General features: G+C 61.8%; 16 protein-coding genes and 1 pseudogene. 14 read left to right on the forward strand and 3 right to left on the reverse strand.

What is annotated here, in order from left to right; all coding sequences use genetic code 11:
- The first annotated feature begins 55 nt into the window (after nucleotides 1–55).
- The 9 genes from L901_RS21590 (at nucleotide 56) to L901_RS21625 (ending at nucleotide 7,729) form a co-directional block, all read left to right on the forward strand.
- Entirely contained in the window at nucleotides 56–235 is a 180-nt protein-coding gene (locus L901_RS21590; protein ID WP_003522749.1) for a hypothetical protein, read from the forward strand.
- 40 nt (nucleotides 236–275) lie between these two features.
- Entirely contained in the window at nucleotides 276–410 is a 135-nt protein-coding gene (locus tag L901_RS27855; protein ID WP_003522748.1) for a hypothetical protein, read from the forward strand.
- Between the two features lie 32 nt (nucleotides 411–442).
- Nucleotides 443–667, forward strand: a complete 225-nt coding sequence (locus L901_RS21595) for a hypothetical protein (RefSeq protein ID WP_059760171.1) — start codon at nucleotides 443–445, stop codon at nucleotides 665–667.
- 13 nt (nucleotides 668–680) lie between these two features.
- A complete protein-coding gene (locus tag L901_RS21600; RefSeq protein WP_082710770.1) occupies nucleotides 681–2,573 on the forward strand; it encodes a peptidylprolyl isomerase in 1,893 nt (630 codons plus the stop codon).
- A gap of 16 nt (nucleotides 2,574–2,589) precedes the next feature.
- The gene (gene trpD / locus L901_RS21605; RefSeq protein WP_059760174.1) at nucleotides 2,590–3,609 is read left to right on the forward strand and encodes an anthranilate phosphoribosyltransferase; all 1,020 of its coding nucleotides are present in this window, start codon (nucleotides 2,590–2,592) and stop codon (nucleotides 3,607–3,609) included.
- Between the two features lie 10 nt (nucleotides 3,610–3,619).
- The gene (gene trpC / locus L901_RS21610; protein WP_059760176.1) at nucleotides 3,620–4,435 is read left to right on the forward strand and encodes an indole-3-glycerol phosphate synthase TrpC; all 816 of its coding nucleotides are present in this window, start codon (nucleotides 3,620–3,622) and stop codon (nucleotides 4,433–4,435) included.
- Between the two features lie 7 nt (nucleotides 4,436–4,442).
- Nucleotides 4,443–4,934: a cyclic pyranopterin monophosphate synthase MoaC gene (gene moaC / locus L901_RS21615; RefSeq protein ID WP_059760178.1), complete on the forward strand. Its 492-nt coding sequence runs from the start codon at nucleotides 4,443–4,445 to the stop codon at nucleotides 4,932–4,934.
- Nucleotides 4,935–6,152 (forward strand): gephyrin-like molybdotransferase Glp, encoded by a 1,218-nt coding sequence (glp, locus tag L901_RS21620; protein ID WP_059760180.1) that lies wholly within the window; start codon nucleotides 4,935–4,937, stop codon nucleotides 6,150–6,152.
- 506 nt (nucleotides 6,153–6,658) lie between these two features.
- Entirely contained in the window at nucleotides 6,659–7,729 is a 1,071-nt protein-coding gene (locus tag L901_RS21625) for a GGDEF domain-containing protein (RefSeq protein ID WP_059760182.1), read from the forward strand.
- A 225-nt stretch (nucleotides 7,730–7,954) separates the two neighbouring features.
- Here the strand turns inward: L901_RS21625 and L901_RS21630 are convergent, their stop codons facing one another.
- From L901_RS21630 to L901_RS21640, 3 genes are all read right to left on the reverse strand, one after another.
- Complete coding sequence (locus tag L901_RS21630; protein WP_059760184.1) at nucleotides 7,955–8,563, reverse strand: pyridoxamine 5'-phosphate oxidase family protein; 609 nt, start codon at nucleotides 8,561–8,563, stop codon at nucleotides 7,955–7,957.
- A 54-nt stretch (nucleotides 8,564–8,617) separates the two neighbouring features.
- On the reverse strand, nucleotides 8,618–10,429 hold the full coding sequence (locus tag L901_RS21635; RefSeq protein WP_059760186.1) for a monovalent cation:proton antiporter-2 (CPA2) family protein: 1,812 nt from the start codon (nucleotides 10,427–10,429) through the stop codon (nucleotides 8,618–8,620).
- A gap of 278 nt (nucleotides 10,430–10,707) precedes the next feature.
- Entirely contained in the window at nucleotides 10,708–11,076 is a 369-nt protein-coding gene (locus L901_RS21640) for a gamma-butyrobetaine hydroxylase-like domain-containing protein (RefSeq protein ID WP_004442123.1), read from the reverse strand.
- 132 nt (nucleotides 11,077–11,208) lie between these two features.
- Between L901_RS21640 and moaA the strand changes: the two genes are divergently transcribed.
- The 5 genes and pseudogenes from moaA (at nucleotide 11,209) to mobB (ending at nucleotide 15,733) form a co-directional block, all read left to right on the forward strand.
- The gene (gene moaA, locus L901_RS21645; protein WP_059760188.1) at nucleotides 11,209–12,258 is read left to right on the forward strand and encodes a GTP 3',8-cyclase MoaA; all 1,050 of its coding nucleotides are present in this window, start codon (nucleotides 11,209–11,211) and stop codon (nucleotides 12,256–12,258) included.
- Nucleotides 12,259–12,429: 171 nt separating this feature from the next.
- Nucleotides 12,430–13,398, forward strand: a complete 969-nt coding sequence (locus L901_RS21650; RefSeq protein ID WP_059760190.1) for a DMT family transporter — start codon at nucleotides 12,430–12,432, stop codon at nucleotides 13,396–13,398.
- Nucleotide 13,399: 1 nt separating this feature from the next.
- Nucleotides 13,400–14,598 (forward strand): annotated as a pseudogene (locus L901_RS21655) (multidrug effflux MFS transporter).
- A complete protein-coding gene (mobA, locus tag L901_RS21660; RefSeq protein ID WP_059760192.1) occupies nucleotides 14,595–15,221 on the forward strand; it encodes a molybdenum cofactor guanylyltransferase MobA in 627 nt (208 codons plus the stop codon). The pseudogene L901_RS21655 and the gene mobA overlap by 4 nt, the downstream one beginning before the upstream one ends.
- Complete coding sequence (mobB, locus tag L901_RS21665; protein WP_059760194.1) at nucleotides 15,218–15,733, forward strand: molybdopterin-guanine dinucleotide biosynthesis protein B; 516 nt, start codon at nucleotides 15,218–15,220, stop codon at nucleotides 15,731–15,733. Before mobA ends, mobB begins: the two co-directional genes overlap by 4 nt.
- The last annotated feature ends 192 nt before the right edge of the window (nucleotides 15,734–15,925 follow it).

Genomic DNA, 15,925 nt, shown 5'->3' on the forward strand with positions numbered 1-15,925 from the left:
GACGCGGAACATGTCGAGACATGGCGCGTTAAGAAAGAACCAAAGGAACGGACAGATGTTTATAAGAGAAAAACAGTCTACTTCGGCGAAAATCAGCGTCATCAGCACAGCCTGGACAGTACTGGTTATCGCAATGGTAGCAACGACGTTTAGCCTTTATGAACAGAAGCCTGAAAAGCTGGGACCGGACTATCCGCAGCTGACCGCCCGTTATCAGTATATGAATTACTACTGATAACGGAGAGAATTTTCTCGAAACTCCCGGAGACGATATCATGTTCACATTTCTGACAATGCTTCTTGCCCTGATCAGCGTTATGTTCGTGACATCGATGGTCTCCGTGGTCGCCGAGATGCGGCGTGAAGACGAGGAATTCAAGGCGATGATCCGGCGCGACCGCGCGTTCTGAGCGCGACGGGCCGGGCAGACGGCCGCTTAAAAGTGATTCTTTTCAACCGCCTGGACCTTCCGGGCGGTTTTATTTTGCGCCTCGCGGGGGGCAACGCGGCGAAGACGATGGCGGAAAATCCCGCCTCCAATCACATAACCGTTTTCAAAACCCCGTTTTTCCAAGGCAAATTCCCTTCAATTTCCGTTTGGATTGATTTAAGGAACGCCGATACGTTGCGGGCCGGACAGCCGGCGACCGCGATGACGTTCCTGTGAGGTTTGCATAACGATGCTCGATTCCCTGAGAAATGCTTCTCGAACCATGGCAGCCAAGCTGCTGCTTCTCCTGCTTGTTGTCTCTTTTGGCATCTGGGGCGTTTCCGCATCGCTTGTCACCGCCAATTCCCACGCCGTCATGACGGTGGGCGACCAGACGGTCAGCCCGGAGGAATTCCGCCTCGCCTATCAGCGCCAGATTTCCGATCTCAGCCGCCAGTTCGGCACAAGGCTGACGACCGAGCAGGCCAAGGCCTTCGGCATCGACCGTCAGGTTTTCAGCCAGCTTGCGGCCGGTGCAGCGCTTGACGAGCTGGCCTCCAGGATGAATCTCGGCCTTTCGGAAAACCGCCTCGCCAATCTCATCGCCGAAGACCCGGCCTTCAAGGCGGTCAACGGCCAGTTCGACCGCAATCTCTTCAGCGAGCGCCTGCGCAATTCCGGTTTCCGCGAGGATGACTATATCAAGGAACGCAGCAAGGTCGCCGTCCGCAGCCAGATCGTCGAAGCCGTTTCCGACGGTTTTGCCGCACCGCAGGTGCTGGTGGATGCGCTGAAGCAATATCGCAACGAGCAGCGCGCCGTCGATTACGTCATTCTTTCGAACGCCGTCATTCCGCCGGTCAAGGCGCCGGGCGACGACGTGCTTGCCCCCTGGTTCGAAACCAACAAGACGAAATATCGCGCGCCCGAGTTCCGCAAGTTCACCTATGTGAAGCTTGAGCCGTCCGATATCGCCGATCAGGCCGCCGTCACCGACGCCCAGATCGCCGATTATTATAACAGCCACAAGGACAGCTTCCGCACCGCCGGCCGCCGCACGGTGGAGCAACTGACCTTCCCTGAAAAGGAAATGGCAGAGGCCGCCGCCGAGCAGATCCGCCTCGGCAACACCACCTATGACCAGGTGGTGAAGGATCAGGGCAAGACCGCTTCCGACGTCACGCTCGGCGAATTCACCAAGGATACCATCCCCGACCAGTCGATTGCCGATGCGGCTTTCGCCATCCAGAAGGACGGCGGCGTATCGCCGGTGGTCCAGGGTTCCTTCGGCCCGGTTCTCCTGCGCGTCACCGGCATCAAGCCGGAAACGACCCGCACGCTGGAAGAGGCGAAGGAAGATATCCGCAAGGACCTCGCCACCGCCGCCGCTGCGGAAGAAATCACCAATGTTCACGACCGTTACGAGGATTTGCGCGCCGGCGGTTCTTCGCTCGCCGATGCCGCAACGCAGCTGAACCTGAAACCCGTCACCATCGCCGCCATCGACGCTTCGGGCCTCGATGAAAAGGGCGATGCGGTTCAGGGCCTGCCCTCCCCGCAGCTGGCGCAGGAGGTCTTCAAGACCGAACCCGGCACGGAAGCGCTGCCGATCAATCTCGGCCGTGAAGGCTACATCTGGTTCGATGTCGACCAGATCATCGCCGCCCGCGACCGCACACTTGCCGAAGTCCGCGACGATGTCGTGGCCGACTGGACGGCGGAGCAGCAGCGCAACGCACTCGCCGCCAAGGCCGAGGAACTGAAGGCGCGCGTCGAAAAGGGCGACACGCTGGAAGCCGTGGCCGGTGAGCTGAGCCTTGCCGTCGAACAGAAGTCCGGCCTGCGCCGCAACAGCGAAGACGCCATTTTCGGCCAGCAGACAATCGCGGCGGTCTTCTCCGGCGCGGAGGGCAAGGTGGGCACGGCGACCGATGCCGACGGTTCCAGCCGTATCCTCTTCAAGGTCACCTCGGTCGACACCAATGCGCCTGCCGACGCGCTCGCCAATGACGACCAGCAGTTCGCCGCCATTGCCCGCGCGGCCGGCGACGACATGCTGGACCAGATGGTCAACCGCCTGCAGAATGACTATGGTGTCACCATCAATCAGGCCCTCGCCGATCAGGCGATGGTCGGCTTCTAACCCGGGGGGCGACAAGATGGCCGAACTGAAGCCGCTGATCGCCAAGGTCGCCAATGGAGAAAGTCTGAACCGCGAGGAATCGCGGGCGGCTTTCGACATTCTGATGTCGGGCGAAGCCACGCCGTCGCAGATCGGCGGTTTCCTGATGGCGCTGCGCGTGCGCGGCGAGACGGTGGACGAAATCGTCGGCGCCGTCTCCTCCATGCGTTCTCGCATGCTGCCGGTTTCGGCCCCCGCCAATGCCATCGATATCGTCGGCACCGGCGGTGACGGCATCGGCACCTATAATATCTCGACGCTCGCCTCGATCATCGTCGCCGGCACCGGCCTGCCGGTCGCCAAGCACGGCAACCGGGCGCTGAGCTCCAAATCCGGCACGGCGGATGCGCTCTCGGCGCTCGGCGTGAAGCTCGATATCGGTCCGGAACTCATCGCCCGCTGCATCAGCGAGGCGGGTCTCGGTTTCATGTTCGCGCAGCTTCACCATTCGGCCATGCGCCATGTCGGCCCAAGTCGCGTCGAGCTCGGCACGCGCACCATCTTCAACCTGCTCGGCCCCCTCTCCAACCCGGCCGGCGCCAAACGGCAATTGCTCGGCGTCTTTTCGCCGCGCTGGCTGGTGCCGCTTGCCGAAGTGCTGCGCGATCTGGGTTCGGAAAGCATCTGGGTCGTGCATGGCGACGGCATGGACGAAGTGACGACCACGGGCGTTACGCATGTCGCGGCACTGGAAGACGGCAAGATCCGCACCTTCGACCTGACGCCGAAGGATTTCGGTGTCGAGCCCGCTTCCATGGAAGATCTGAAGGGCGGAGACGGCATTGCCAATGCGGCGGCGCTGCGCGAGGTTCTGTCCGGCAAGCGCAACGCCTATCGCGACGTGTCGCTGTGCAACGCGGCCGCAGCGCTGGTTATCGCTGGCAAGGCGGAAACACTGTCTCAGGCGATGGCGATCGTCAGCGAGGCGCTGGACAGCGGCAAGGCCGCAGCCGCGCTCGACCGTCTGGTTGCCGTGTCCAACGAGGATCAGGAATGAGAGCGAGATCATGAGCGACATTCTGAAAAAGATCGAGATTTACAAGCGCGAGGAAATCGCCGCCGCCAAGGCGAAGGTTTCGCTGGCCGACCTGAAGGCCATGGCCGCCGACCAGAGCGCGCCGCGCGGTTTCTACAGGGCGCTCCGGGCAAAGCAGGCCGAAGGCAAGTTCGGCCTGATCGCCGAAATCAAGAAGGCCAGCCCCTCCAAGGGCCTCATCCGTCCGGATTTCGATCCGCCGGCGCTGGCCGTCGCCTATGAAGCCGGTGGCGCCGCCTGTCTTTCGGTGCTGACGGATAGCCCAAGCTTTCAGGGCGCCCCGGAATTCCTGACCGCCGCCCGCAATGCCTGCGCCCTGCCGGCGCTGCGCAAGGATTTCATGTTCGAGACCTATCAGGTGCATGAGGCGCGCGCCTGGGGCGCGGACTGCATTCTCCTCATCATGGCCTCGCTTTCCGACGACGAGGCGAAACGCCTTGAAGACGAGGCTTTCGCGCTCGGCATGGATGTGCTGGTGGAAGTGCACGATGAGGAAGAAACGGAACGGGCCCTGAAGCTTTCCTCGCCGCTTCTCGGCATCAACAACCGCAACCTGCGCACCTTCGAAGTCAGCCTCGAAACCAGCGAGAAACTGGCAGGCCTCGTGCCGGCCGAAAAGCTGCTGGTCGGCGAAAGCGGCATCTTCACCTTCGAGGATTGTAAGCGTCTCGAAAAAAGCGGCATCGGCACCTTCCTCGTCGGCGAAAGCCTGATGCGCAAGGACGATGTGACAGCGGCCACCAAAGCGCTGCTGACCGGCCAATCCGGCATTCTGGCGGCGGAATGATGCACCGATGAGCGAGGCGGGAAAGCTCACCCATATCGATGCCGGCGGCGAAGCGCATATGGTCGATGTCGGCGACAAGGCCGAGACCATCCGTGTCGCCGTCGCCGAAGGCTTCGTGAAGATGAAGCCGGAAACGCTGGCGCTCATCCGCGAGGGCAACGCCAAGAAGGGCGATGTCATCGGCACCGCACGCCTCGCCGGCATCATGGCCGCCAAGCAGACGGCAAATCTTATCCCGCTCTGCCATCCGCTGATGCTCACCAAGGTGGCGGTGGACATTGCCGAAGACGCCGCCCTGCCCGGCCTGCGGGTCGAAGCGCTGGTGAAATTGTCCGGCAAGACCGGCGTGGAGATGGAAGCGCTGACTGCGGTATCCATCGCCTGCCTGACGATCTACGACATGGCCAAGGCCGCCGACAAGGCGATGGAAATCGTCAATATCCGCCTTCTGGAAAAGAGCGGCGGCAAATCCGGCGATTTCCGGCGACAGGAGACTTGAATGAAACCGCTGCTGCCCGTGGATGAGGCCATGAGACGCCTTCTGGAAGCAGCGGTTCCGGTGACCGAAAGCGAAACCCTGCCGCTCGCCGAATGCGATGGCCGGGTTCTCTCGGCCGATCTCACCGCGCGCCTCACCCAGCCCCCCTTCGATGCCTCGGCCATGGACGGTTATGCGCTGCGCAGCGCCGATGCGGCGGAGATCGGCTCGGTCCTCACCGTCATCGGTCAGGCCGCCGCCGGCCATGCCTTTACCGGCACGGTGGGTGAAGGCCAGGCCGTGCGCATCTTCACCGGCGCGCCCGTGCCGCAGGGTGCGGACACCATTCTCATTCAGGAAGATGCGGAAGTGCTGGAGGGCGGAAAAATCCGCACCGCCTTCGACGTCACCGCCGGGCGACATATCCGCCCACGCGGACAGGATTTTACCGAAGGCGAAGCGGCCCTGACGGCCGGGCGTGAGCTCGGCTTCACCGACCTGACGCTCGCGGCGGCGATGAACCATGCCGCGCTCACCGTCTATCGCAGGCCACGCATCGCCATCCTCGCCACCGGCGATGAGTTGCTGCCGCCGGGAAGCGCGCCGCAGCCCGCCCAGATCATCGCCTCCAACACCTTCGGCGTCGCAGCCCTTGCCCGGCAGGCGGGTGCCGAGGTTGTCGATCTCGGCATCATCGCCGATGATGACAGGCTGATCCGCGCCGCCATCGGCAAGGCGGTCGCGGCGAAGGTCGATGTGCTGGTGACGCTCGGCGGCGCCTCCGTCGGCGACCACGACCTCGTGCAGGCCGCCTTGAAGGCGGAGGGCATGCAGCTGGATTTCTGGCGCATCGCCATGCGTCCGGGGAAACCGCTCATGGTCGGATCCATCGGCGCCATGCAGGTTCTGGGCCTGCCCGGAAACCCGGTTGCCAGCCTCGTCTGCGGCCTGCTGTTCCTCGAACCGCTGCTCCGCAGCATCGCCCGCCGCGCGCCGCTGCAACGCACGACGACCGCCCGCACCGCGACGCCGTTGAAAGCGAATGATCACCGGCAGGATTATCTGCGCGCCCGTTTCAGCACGGACGAAAACGGCCTGCTGGTGGCGGAAGCCCATGCGAAGCAGGATTCATCGATGATGAAGATATTGGCCCATTCCGACGGCTTGATCGTGCGCCCGCCAAATGCGCCAGCGGCGGCGGCCGGAGCGGAATGCCCGGTCATCAGGCTGAGATCCTGACACGCAGGCGATACGGCCGGACCTGCGGCCGGCAGCATAACTCGCCTCCTCCTGAACCTTACCGAATGGTTGCCGCGCCGTCACAAAACGGCACTGACGCGTGCCGCATGGCACGGAAACCGAAGATAAGACTGTAACATTCCTGTATCCCGACACGAATGATAAAAAAAACCGCCTATAGGCGGGATCTCCACGAATTCAAAAACCACCATGCCTTTCCGCCCAGGGATTATTTCTCCATATTGTTGTGCCAAAATAAATCACACGAATCCCGTTATTGGGATTGACAGAATAAATGCGATGCTGTCACCAAGGCGAATAGTAGAGGGAAAAACTTCCGGAATTCTTCAAAATGAAAATTACTTATATTTATCAATTAAATAAAATAAAAAGTGACGAAAATGAAGTTTCCGGGCACAAAAATTAGTTTCCCATAAATTAAGCTTTCCAAAACGAGCTTCATAATAATAATCATAGTCGATAAGCAGACTCACTGGAGTTTCTTGATGAACACGGCATCCACGCCCAAAACCACGGGGCCCGACATTGCCGGGCAGATTGCCTATGCCATGCGGAGCATGGGTGTTTCGCCGATCCCGCGTAACTACAGCCTCTTTTACGAAGCCTATATCGGTTCGAACCCTGCCCTGACGAAGGATCTGGCCGCGCTTGGAAACCGGGTCACGCAGGAGGATCTGGACGAGCTGTCCTCACGTTACGGGGAAGGCAATCCCGCCCGGTCCATCGACGATGCGCATGAGAAGCTCAGGCGCGAACTGGAGGGCCTTCTGGGCACGCTGAGGCGCGAACAATCCTCCATCGAAAACTACAACAGGATTCTCGGCGAAACGCGCCAGCGCATCGATGACAAGAATGCCGCCAGCAGCAATATTCTGAGGAATGCGATTTCGCTGCTGGCCGAGGCCACCGGCTCGAAGATCATCGACGGCGAAAAGGCCTTCAACGATGTCAACCGCCATGCCGAGGAGATGCACCAGGTGCGTCTGGAGCTGGATGAGTACAAGCGCATCGCCAATACGGATTCGCTGACGCGCCTGTCCAATCGGCGCGCCTTCGACGACCGGCTGGCATCCGTCTATGACAGCTCCATCGGCCTGCAATATACCACGCTCGTCCTGCTCGATATCGATCATTTCAAGCGGATCAACGACACTTTCGGCCATCCGGTCGGCGACAAGATTCTCGCCACCGTCGCCTCGGTCATCCGCGCCAATGTCCGCAAGGATGGTTTTGTCGCCAGAAGCGGCGGCGAGGAATTCGCCATCATTCTGGACGGCAATACGCCGGAAGAGGTGATGGTGATGTGCGAGCGCATCCGCCTGTCGCTGGAAAGCACGCCCTTCCGCAATTCGAGATCGGGCGCCGACTACGGCACGGTGACAATCTCCCTCGGCTTCGCTTCCGCCGCGCAGGCCAGCAACCCGAGCGAGCTTTACGGCCATGCCGACACCGCGCTCTACCATGCCAAGGAAACCGGCCGGAACCGCTCCGTCTATTACGAGGACGGCATGCAGAAGAACTATACCGGCAAGAACTGGCTGATTTATCGGACGTGAGGATGGTGGTGTGTGTGCCACTATCTACTCCGTCATGCCGGACTTGATCCGGCATCCAGTCACGGCGCGTCTGCGCCGTGAAAAGAGTCTCTGGCGATCAAGGACTTGATCGCGCTAGACCCCGGATCCAGTCCGGGGTGACGGAGTGAGACGCTCCGCTTTCGCCAATGGCGTAAGCCTTGCGAGGATTGCCTCAGCGGCCCGATGGTCGGTCGTTACTGCGCCTCACCACATGGTCTTCGCCGCCCGCGCCGCCCATTCCCGGTCATAGGTCTCCTGATCGAATTCCGCCTTGGCCGCCTTGAGCAGAAGACCGGGTGTCGGAAGCGAGGCCGGGTCGACGAAATTATCGGGGTTCCACAATTCCGAGCGCATCAGCGCCCGGGCGCACTGGAAATAGACTTCATCGATTGTCACCACGATGACGGTGCGCGGATGTTTGCCATCCATCTCGAAGCTCTCCAGCAGATCGGGATCGACGGAGACCACGGCGCGGCCGTTGATGCGCATCGTCGTATTCGAGCCGGGTATCAGGAACATCAGCGCCACGCGCGGATCGCGAACGATGTTCAGAAGCGAATCGACGCGGTTATTGCCGCGCCAGTCCGGCAGAAGCACGGTCCTCTCATCGGCCACCCGGACCACGCCGCCCTTGTCGCCGCGCGGCGAACAGTCCATGCCTTCCGGCCCGACCGTCGCCAGCGCCAGGAAGGGCGAAGTCTCGATCATCAGCCGGTATTCGGCCGTCAGCGTGGTTGTCACCTTGGCGATCGATGCCTCGCTCGTGCTGTCATAGATGGCCTTCAATTCCTCAACCGTACGAATGATCGTCATGTCCGTTCCTATCCCTGCCAATTCCCTCTGTCGCCGCCGAAGGACCGGGGCGTCCTATTCCTCTGCCGCTTCCGCCTTTTCCCGCTCGGCCCGCTCGCGCGCGGTGCGGGCGGCAACGAGGTCGGCAGGCTGGGCGTTGCCGCGGATCAGCGAACGGCCGGCATAGATGCCGCCGACGACTTCCATGGCGAAACGTTCCTCGTCGCGGTCGCGGAATTCCTCCACCAGACGCGCGGCGTCTTCCCGCTCCTCGCCCATGGCGCCCAGCACTTCCTCGCTGAAATTCAGCGCCGATTCCAGCGTTTCGCGGATCTGGTAATCGACGCCGGCCTTCAGCAGATCGATGGCATGGCCGCGGTCGTAAGCACGGGCGAGAACCGGAACCAGCGGGAATTCGTGCTTGACGATCTCCGCGATCCTGACGGCCGCCTCCTTGTCGTCGACGCAGATGAGAACCGCGCGCGACGTGCCCGCACCGGCGGCATGCAGGATTTCCGCCCGCGAGCCGTCGCCATAATAGACCTTGAAGCCGAATTCAGCCGCATCGCGCACGAAGTCGGCATCCTTGTCGATCAGCGACAGCGTGTAGCCCCGCGCCAGAAGCGGCTGGCTGACGATCTGGCCGAAACGTCCGAAACCGATCAGGAGAATGCTGCCCTCGACATTTTCAGGCACGTCCAGATCGTCGGTATTAGGAACCGCCGCCGGCACCAGCCGGTCATGCAGGATGACCATCAGTGGCGTCAGGACCATGGAGATGATGATCGTCGCCGTCAGGATGGCATTGGCCTCCCGGTCGAGAATGCCGGCGCTGACAGCGGCAGAATAGAGCACGAAGGCGAATTCGCCGCCCTGCGCCATCAGCACCGCCCGTTCCAGGCTCTCACGCCTGGTGGTGCCGAGCGCCCGCGCCACGCCATAGATGAGGAAGGCCTTGAGCAGCATGTATCCGGCGACACTGACCAGCACCAATTGCCAGTTGGAGGCAATGACGGCAAGATCGATCGCCATGCCGACGCCGAGGAAGAACAGGCCGAGCAGAATGCCGCGAAACGGCTCGATATCCGCCTCCAGCTGATGGCGGAAGGAGGATTCCGACAGCAGCACGCCGGCCAGGAAAGCGCCCATCGCCATGGAAAGGCCGCTGACCTGCATCAGAAGCGCCGAACCCAGCACCACCAGCAACGCCGCAGCCGTCATCACCTCGCGCGCACCGGAGGCCGCCAGCAGGCGGAAGAACGGGTTGAGCAGATAACGTCCGGCAAGGATGAGCGCACCGACGGCGGCAAGTGCAATGCCGACGGAAACCCAGCGCTCCGACGCCGTGACATCTTCCCCGCCCGAACCGAGGAAGGCGACGAGCGCCAGCAGCGGCACGATGGCCAGATCCTCGAACAGCAGGATGGCGATGATGCGCTGGCCCTTCAGGCTCGACATGCTGTTGCGCTCCTGCAGCATCTGCATGACGATCGCCGTCGACGTCAGCACGAAGCCCGTGCCAGCGACGAAGGACATGATGACAGGAAAGCCGAGGCCGACCCCGATCAACGTCAGGCCGCCCATGCAAACCAGCACCTGCAATGCGCCGAGCCCGAAAATATCCTGCCGCATGGACCACAGCCGCGACGGCTGCATTTCAAGGCCGATGATGAACAGGAACATCACCACGCCGAGTTCCGCTATGTGCAAAATGGCCTGCGAATCGGAAAAGAAACCAAGACCGTAAGGCCCGATCACCAGGCCGGCGGCGAGATAACCCAGCACGGAGCCGAGGCCGATGCGCTTGAAGATCGGCGCGGCGACAACGCCTGCCGCCAGCAATACGACCACCTGGGCCAGATCATTTCCGTTTGCTTCTACAGCCACACGCCACCCCGTTTAAATAGTGAGACAAAAGCTTTGCCCTCGTCCGATTATCGGCAACGCGCGAGAACATTTCCTCCGTCATGCCGGACTAGATCCGGCATCCAGCCACGGCGCGTCTGCGCCGTGAAAGGACTCTCCCGCGATCAAGGACTTGATCGCGCTGGACCCCGGATCAAGTCCGGGGTGACGAAGAGCGAATGCAACAACGTTGCCAAACGCAGCAGTTCTTCGACCCCTTTGCCATCATTCTCACGAGGGCGTCTCCCTCGCTGTTTTCTCTACCGGTACCGTGGCTCCCTGCTCAAGCCTTTTTCGGCGAGCTCCCGTTCATAATCCGCAAACAGCCTGTCCCCGGTCTCACCCAGTTCCTTCAGGTATTTCCAGGTGTAAATGCCACTGTCATGGCCATCGTCAAAAACGATGCGCACCGCATAGTTGCCTGTCGCGACCATGGAGCGGATGGCGACATCGCGTTTGCCCGGCACCGTGACCTTTTGTCCCGGCCCGTGGCCCTGCACTTCGGCCGAGGGCGAAAGCACGCGCAGCATCTCGGCCTTCAGCCGGTAAACGCTTCCATCGTCGAAGGAAACGGTCAATTCGCGCCGGTCTTTCGACACAAGCAGCTCGGTCGGCCAGGCATCGCTCATTTTTCACTTCCGCAAGCTCGTCATATGCGTCAGAATTACGGACTTGCCTCACGATAGGCAAGCCACTACATCAGCTAATAGAGCACACATTCGGCGTGTGTGCCCGGCGCAAGGCGCATTGAGGATGGAGACGTGAACGGTTTCTCCGGCTCGCTTGAAAAAGCGAAAACCCTGACGGAAAACAGCACACCGATGGTGGACCCTTTCGGCCGCGCCATCACCTATCTGCGCGTTTCCGTCACCGACCGCTGCGATTTCCGCTGTACCTATTGCATGTCCGAACACATGACCTTCCTGCCGAAGAAGGACCTTCTGACGCTCGAAGAACTCGACCGGCTCTGTTCCGTCTTCATAACGCGCGGCGTGCGCAAGCTGAGGCTGACCGGCGGTGAGCCGCTGGTGCGCAAGAACATCATGTCCCTGGTGAGGAACCTCGGGCGGCATGTCGAGAGCGGTGCGCTCGAGGAATTGACGCTGACCACCAACGGCTCACAGCTGGCGAAATTTGCAGCCGAACTCGCCGATTGCGGCGTGCGCCGCATCAATGTCTCCCTCGATACGCTCGACAGCGATAAATTCCGCCATATCACCCGCTGGGGGGATATCGGCCGGGTGATGGAGGGGCTCGATGCCGCACAGGCGGCAGGCATCAAGGTGAAACTCAACGCCGTTGCGCTGAAGGACTTCAACGATGCCGAAATGCCGGAACTGATGCGCTTCGCCCACGGCCGCGGCATGGACCTGACGGTCATCGAGACCATGCCGATGGGCGAGATCGAGGAAGACCGCACCGACCGTTATCTGCCGCTTTCAAAATTGCGCAGCGATCTCGAGCAGAGCTTCACGCTCATCGACAGCGATTACCAGACCGGCGGCCCGGCCCGTTACGTGACGGTGAAGGAAACCGGCGGCCGGCTGGGCTTCATCACGCCCATGACCCATAATTTCTGCGAAAGCTGCAATCGTGTCCGTCTCACCTGCACCGGCACGCTCTATATGTGTCTCGGCCAGGACGACGCTGCCGATCTACGCACGGCGCTGCGCGCTTCCGACAGCGACGCCTATCTTTCCAGCGCCATCGATGAAGCCCTTCTGCGCAAGCCGAAAGGACACGATTTCATCATCGACCGCACCCACAACCGACCCGCAGTCTCCCGCCATATGAGCGTGACAGGCGGCTGAGGCCGGCTGAACGTCTTTCTCATCCACCCACCCATATAAACGGTTGAATTGGCCGCTCTGCCGTGCCACGTCTCTTTATATGGAGGAATGCGTGGTTGCGCCGTAACGGCGGCTCCAGATCGCCCGGAGGGGCGGACGGAGTAAACCGCGCATGGTCTGGGATATTTGGGAATGGCATTGACGGACAATACGCGCGGCGCGCTTTTCATGGCGCTCGCAATGGCAAGCTTCACGGCCAACGACGCGCTGACGAAGTCCGTCACCCCCTACATCAACACCGGTCAGATCATGTTCGTCCGCGGCATCATGACCGTGGTGCTGATCTATATCGCGGCCCGGCATTTCGGCGCGCTCCGGCCCCTGAAAACCCTTTTGCGCCCCATCATCATCCTGCGCTGTCTCTGCGAGGTGACCGCCGCCGTTCTTTATCTGACGGCGCTCGGCCTCATCGAATTTTCCAATGCTTCGGCCATATTGCAGTCCCTGCCGCTGGTGGTGACGCTGGGTGCGGCGTTGTTCCTGCGCGAACCTGTGGGCTGGCGGCGCTGGGTGGCGATCATCGTCGGTTTCATCGGCGTGCTCGTCATCATCCGGCCCGGCCCGGAAGGCTTTACGCCGGGCGCGCTGCTGGTTGTCGCATCGCTGGCCGTCACCGCCGCGCGTGATCTGCTGACGCGTAAAATGTACGCCGATGTGCCTTCGCTTGCGATCACCGTCATCACCGCCTTCGTCAACATGGCAGTGGGCGGCCTCTTGATCCTGCCCTTCGGCGGCTGGCAGCCCATGAACGTCACGATCGTCTCGCATCTGGCCGCCTCGGCCATTCTGGTGCTGGTCGGCTACCAGGCGATCATATTGTCGATGAGATCGGGCGAAATTTCCTTCGTCGCGCCGTTTCGTTATACCGGCCTGCTCTGGGGTTTCATGATCGGCGTGTTCTTCTTCAACGAAAAGATCGACAATTACACCATCGTCGGCGCCATGATCGTCATCGGTTCGGGCCTTTATACCTTCTACCGCGAAAGCCTGCGCAAGCGCTCGCAGATGGCCAAGCGCGCAGCCGCCACACCCACCGCCGCGACCACGGTACGGCCGGCTTCCGTAACGAAAACTGCCGTTACGGAAGAGGCGGGAGAATGACATGAACAGTGGCCGTTTTCTGGACAGGACCACCCCGCCCCACATCATCACGCTGGTGGTCATCGCCGGCGTCGCGGCGCTGTGCATGAATGTGTTCCTGCCCTCGCTTGCGGCCATGGCGGTTTATTTCGAGACCGACTACGCGGTGATGCAATTTGCCGTTTCGGGTTATCTTGCCGCCACCGCCTGCCTGCAGCTCATCATCGGCCCGCTTTCCGATCTCTTCGGACGCCGCCCGGTTATGCTGGCCAGCATCGCCATCATGATCGTCGCAACGCTCGTCTGCATGCTCGCGCCCAATATCACCGTCTTCATGATCGGGCGGGTGGCGCAGGCGGCCGTCGTTTCCGGCTTCGTGCTGGCCCGCGCCATCGTGCGCGACATGGTGCCGATGGAACAGGCGGCCTCGATGATCGGCTACGTGACCATGGGCATGTCCGTGGTGCCGATGGTGGGGCCGACGGTTGGCGGCCTGCTTAACGACATATCCGGCTGGCAGTCGAGCTTCGCCCTCCTCTCCCTGCTCGGCATCGGCATTCTGGTGCTCGCCTGGTTCGATCTCGGCGAAACCAACCACAATAAATCGGCGAGCTTTTCGCAGCAGTTTCACGCCTGGCCGGAACTTCTGCGCTCGCCGCTCTTCTGGGGTTATGCGCTGACCTCGACCTTCTCATCGGGCATGTTCTTCTCCTTCCTCGGCGGTGCGCCTTTCGTCGGCAGCGTGCTTTACGGGCTTGCGCCGGCCATGCTCGGCCTGCAATTCTTCTTCATGGCCAGCGGTTACATGCTCGGCAACTTCATCTCCGGCCGTTATGCCAGCGAAATCGGCATTACCCGCATGATGCTGTCGGGCAATGTCATCGCCATTGCGGGCATCGCCACGACCATGGTGCTGATCTCCGCCGGGGCGGAAAGCGCCTATGCGTTTTTCGTGCCGCTCGCCTTGATCGGCGTCGGCAACGGCGTGACACTGCCGAGCGCCAATGCAGGCATGGTCAGCGTCCAGCCGCATCTGGCCGGCTCCGCCTCCGGCCTCGGCGGGCGATGACCATCGGCGGCGGCGCAGCGCTCTCGGTGCTCGCCTCCTCGGTCCTGTCCAGAGAGGACGGAACCTGGCCGCTTCTTCTGGTGATGCTGGCGACCGGCCTTGTCGCCCTCCTCACCACCTATGTCGTAAGGCTGCAGGAAAAGCGGGAATGACGGCCCCTTTCGAAATACCCGGTCTCGTGCTTGCCGGCGGGCTTTCGCGGCGCATGGGCAGCAACAAGGCGATGGTGCAATTGGGCGATGCGCCCCTCATCTCCCATGTCATCAGCCGCATCACGCCGCAGGTCTCAGATGTCACCATCAATGCGGCCAATGGCTGGGCGGAGAGTTTCGGCCTGCCGCTGCTGCCCGATACACTGAACGGCCATGCCGGGCCGCTCGCGGGTATTCTGGCCGGCATGCGCCATTTCCAGCACCGCGGGGATGCGGCGAGCCACTTCCTGACGGCGCCCGCCGACAGCCCGTTTTTCCCGGACGATCTCGTGGCGCGGCTTTACGAACACCTGTCGGACAATGCGATCGTCATCGCCGCCTCCAGCGGCCAGCTTCACCCGGTTTTTGCGCTGTGGCCGCTGGCGCTGGCGGACGATCTCGAGGCGTGGCTGAAGAACGATGCGAACCGGCGCATCCGCGCCTATCTCGCCCGGCATGTCACTATCGGCGTGGCCTTCCCGCCGCTGGAAACGGCAAAGGGCAGCCTCGATCCGTTCTTCAACATCAACACGCCGGATGAACTGGCGCTGGCGCGCAGCTATCTGGAGAACCTGCAATCATGACGGCACAAAAGGTCTTCGGCATCGCCGGCTGGAAGAACTCGGGCAAGACCGGCCTTGCGGTCCGTATCGTCACCGAGCTGACGGCGCGCGGCTACCGCGTCTCCACCATCAAGCACGCCCATCATGATTTCGATATCGACAAGGTCGGCGCGGATAGCTGGCGTCACAGGCAGGCCGGCGCGCGTGAGGTCACCATCGTTTCCGGCACCCGCTTCGCCATCATGCATGAATTGCGCGGCGAACCGGAACCCTCCTTCGAGGATATTCTCGCCCGCCTCGCCCCCTGCGATCTGGTGCTGATCGAAGGCTATAAATACGAGCCGGTGCCGAAGATCGAAGCTCGCCGGCTGGAGGCCGCCAAGACTGAACCGCTTGCGCCGCTCGATCCGCATATCGTCGCAATCGCCGCCGATCACGCGGTGACGGACACGGCGCTGCCGGTTTTCGATCTCGACGATACCGGCGCCATTGCCGATTTCATCGAGAACACGGTGGGGCTGGTGAGGGCGTAAACAGGCGTCGGAACGAAGCGGCGTCGGCGCCCAGGCCGCCTCCCCACTTCCGTCATACCGGCCCTGAGCCGGTATCCAGCCAGCCCAAGTCCTTGGGCTGAAAGGACCCTCTCGCCGCGCCGACGCGCGCTGGATGCCGGATCAGGTCCGGCATGACGGAGGAGATGTGCCATGAAGCCGAAACCCACAACG

The sequence above is a fragment of the Agrobacterium sp. D14 genome, from assembly GCF_001526505.1.
GTDB lineage: Bacteria > Pseudomonadota > Alphaproteobacteria > Rhizobiales > Rhizobiaceae > Agrobacterium > Agrobacterium leguminum.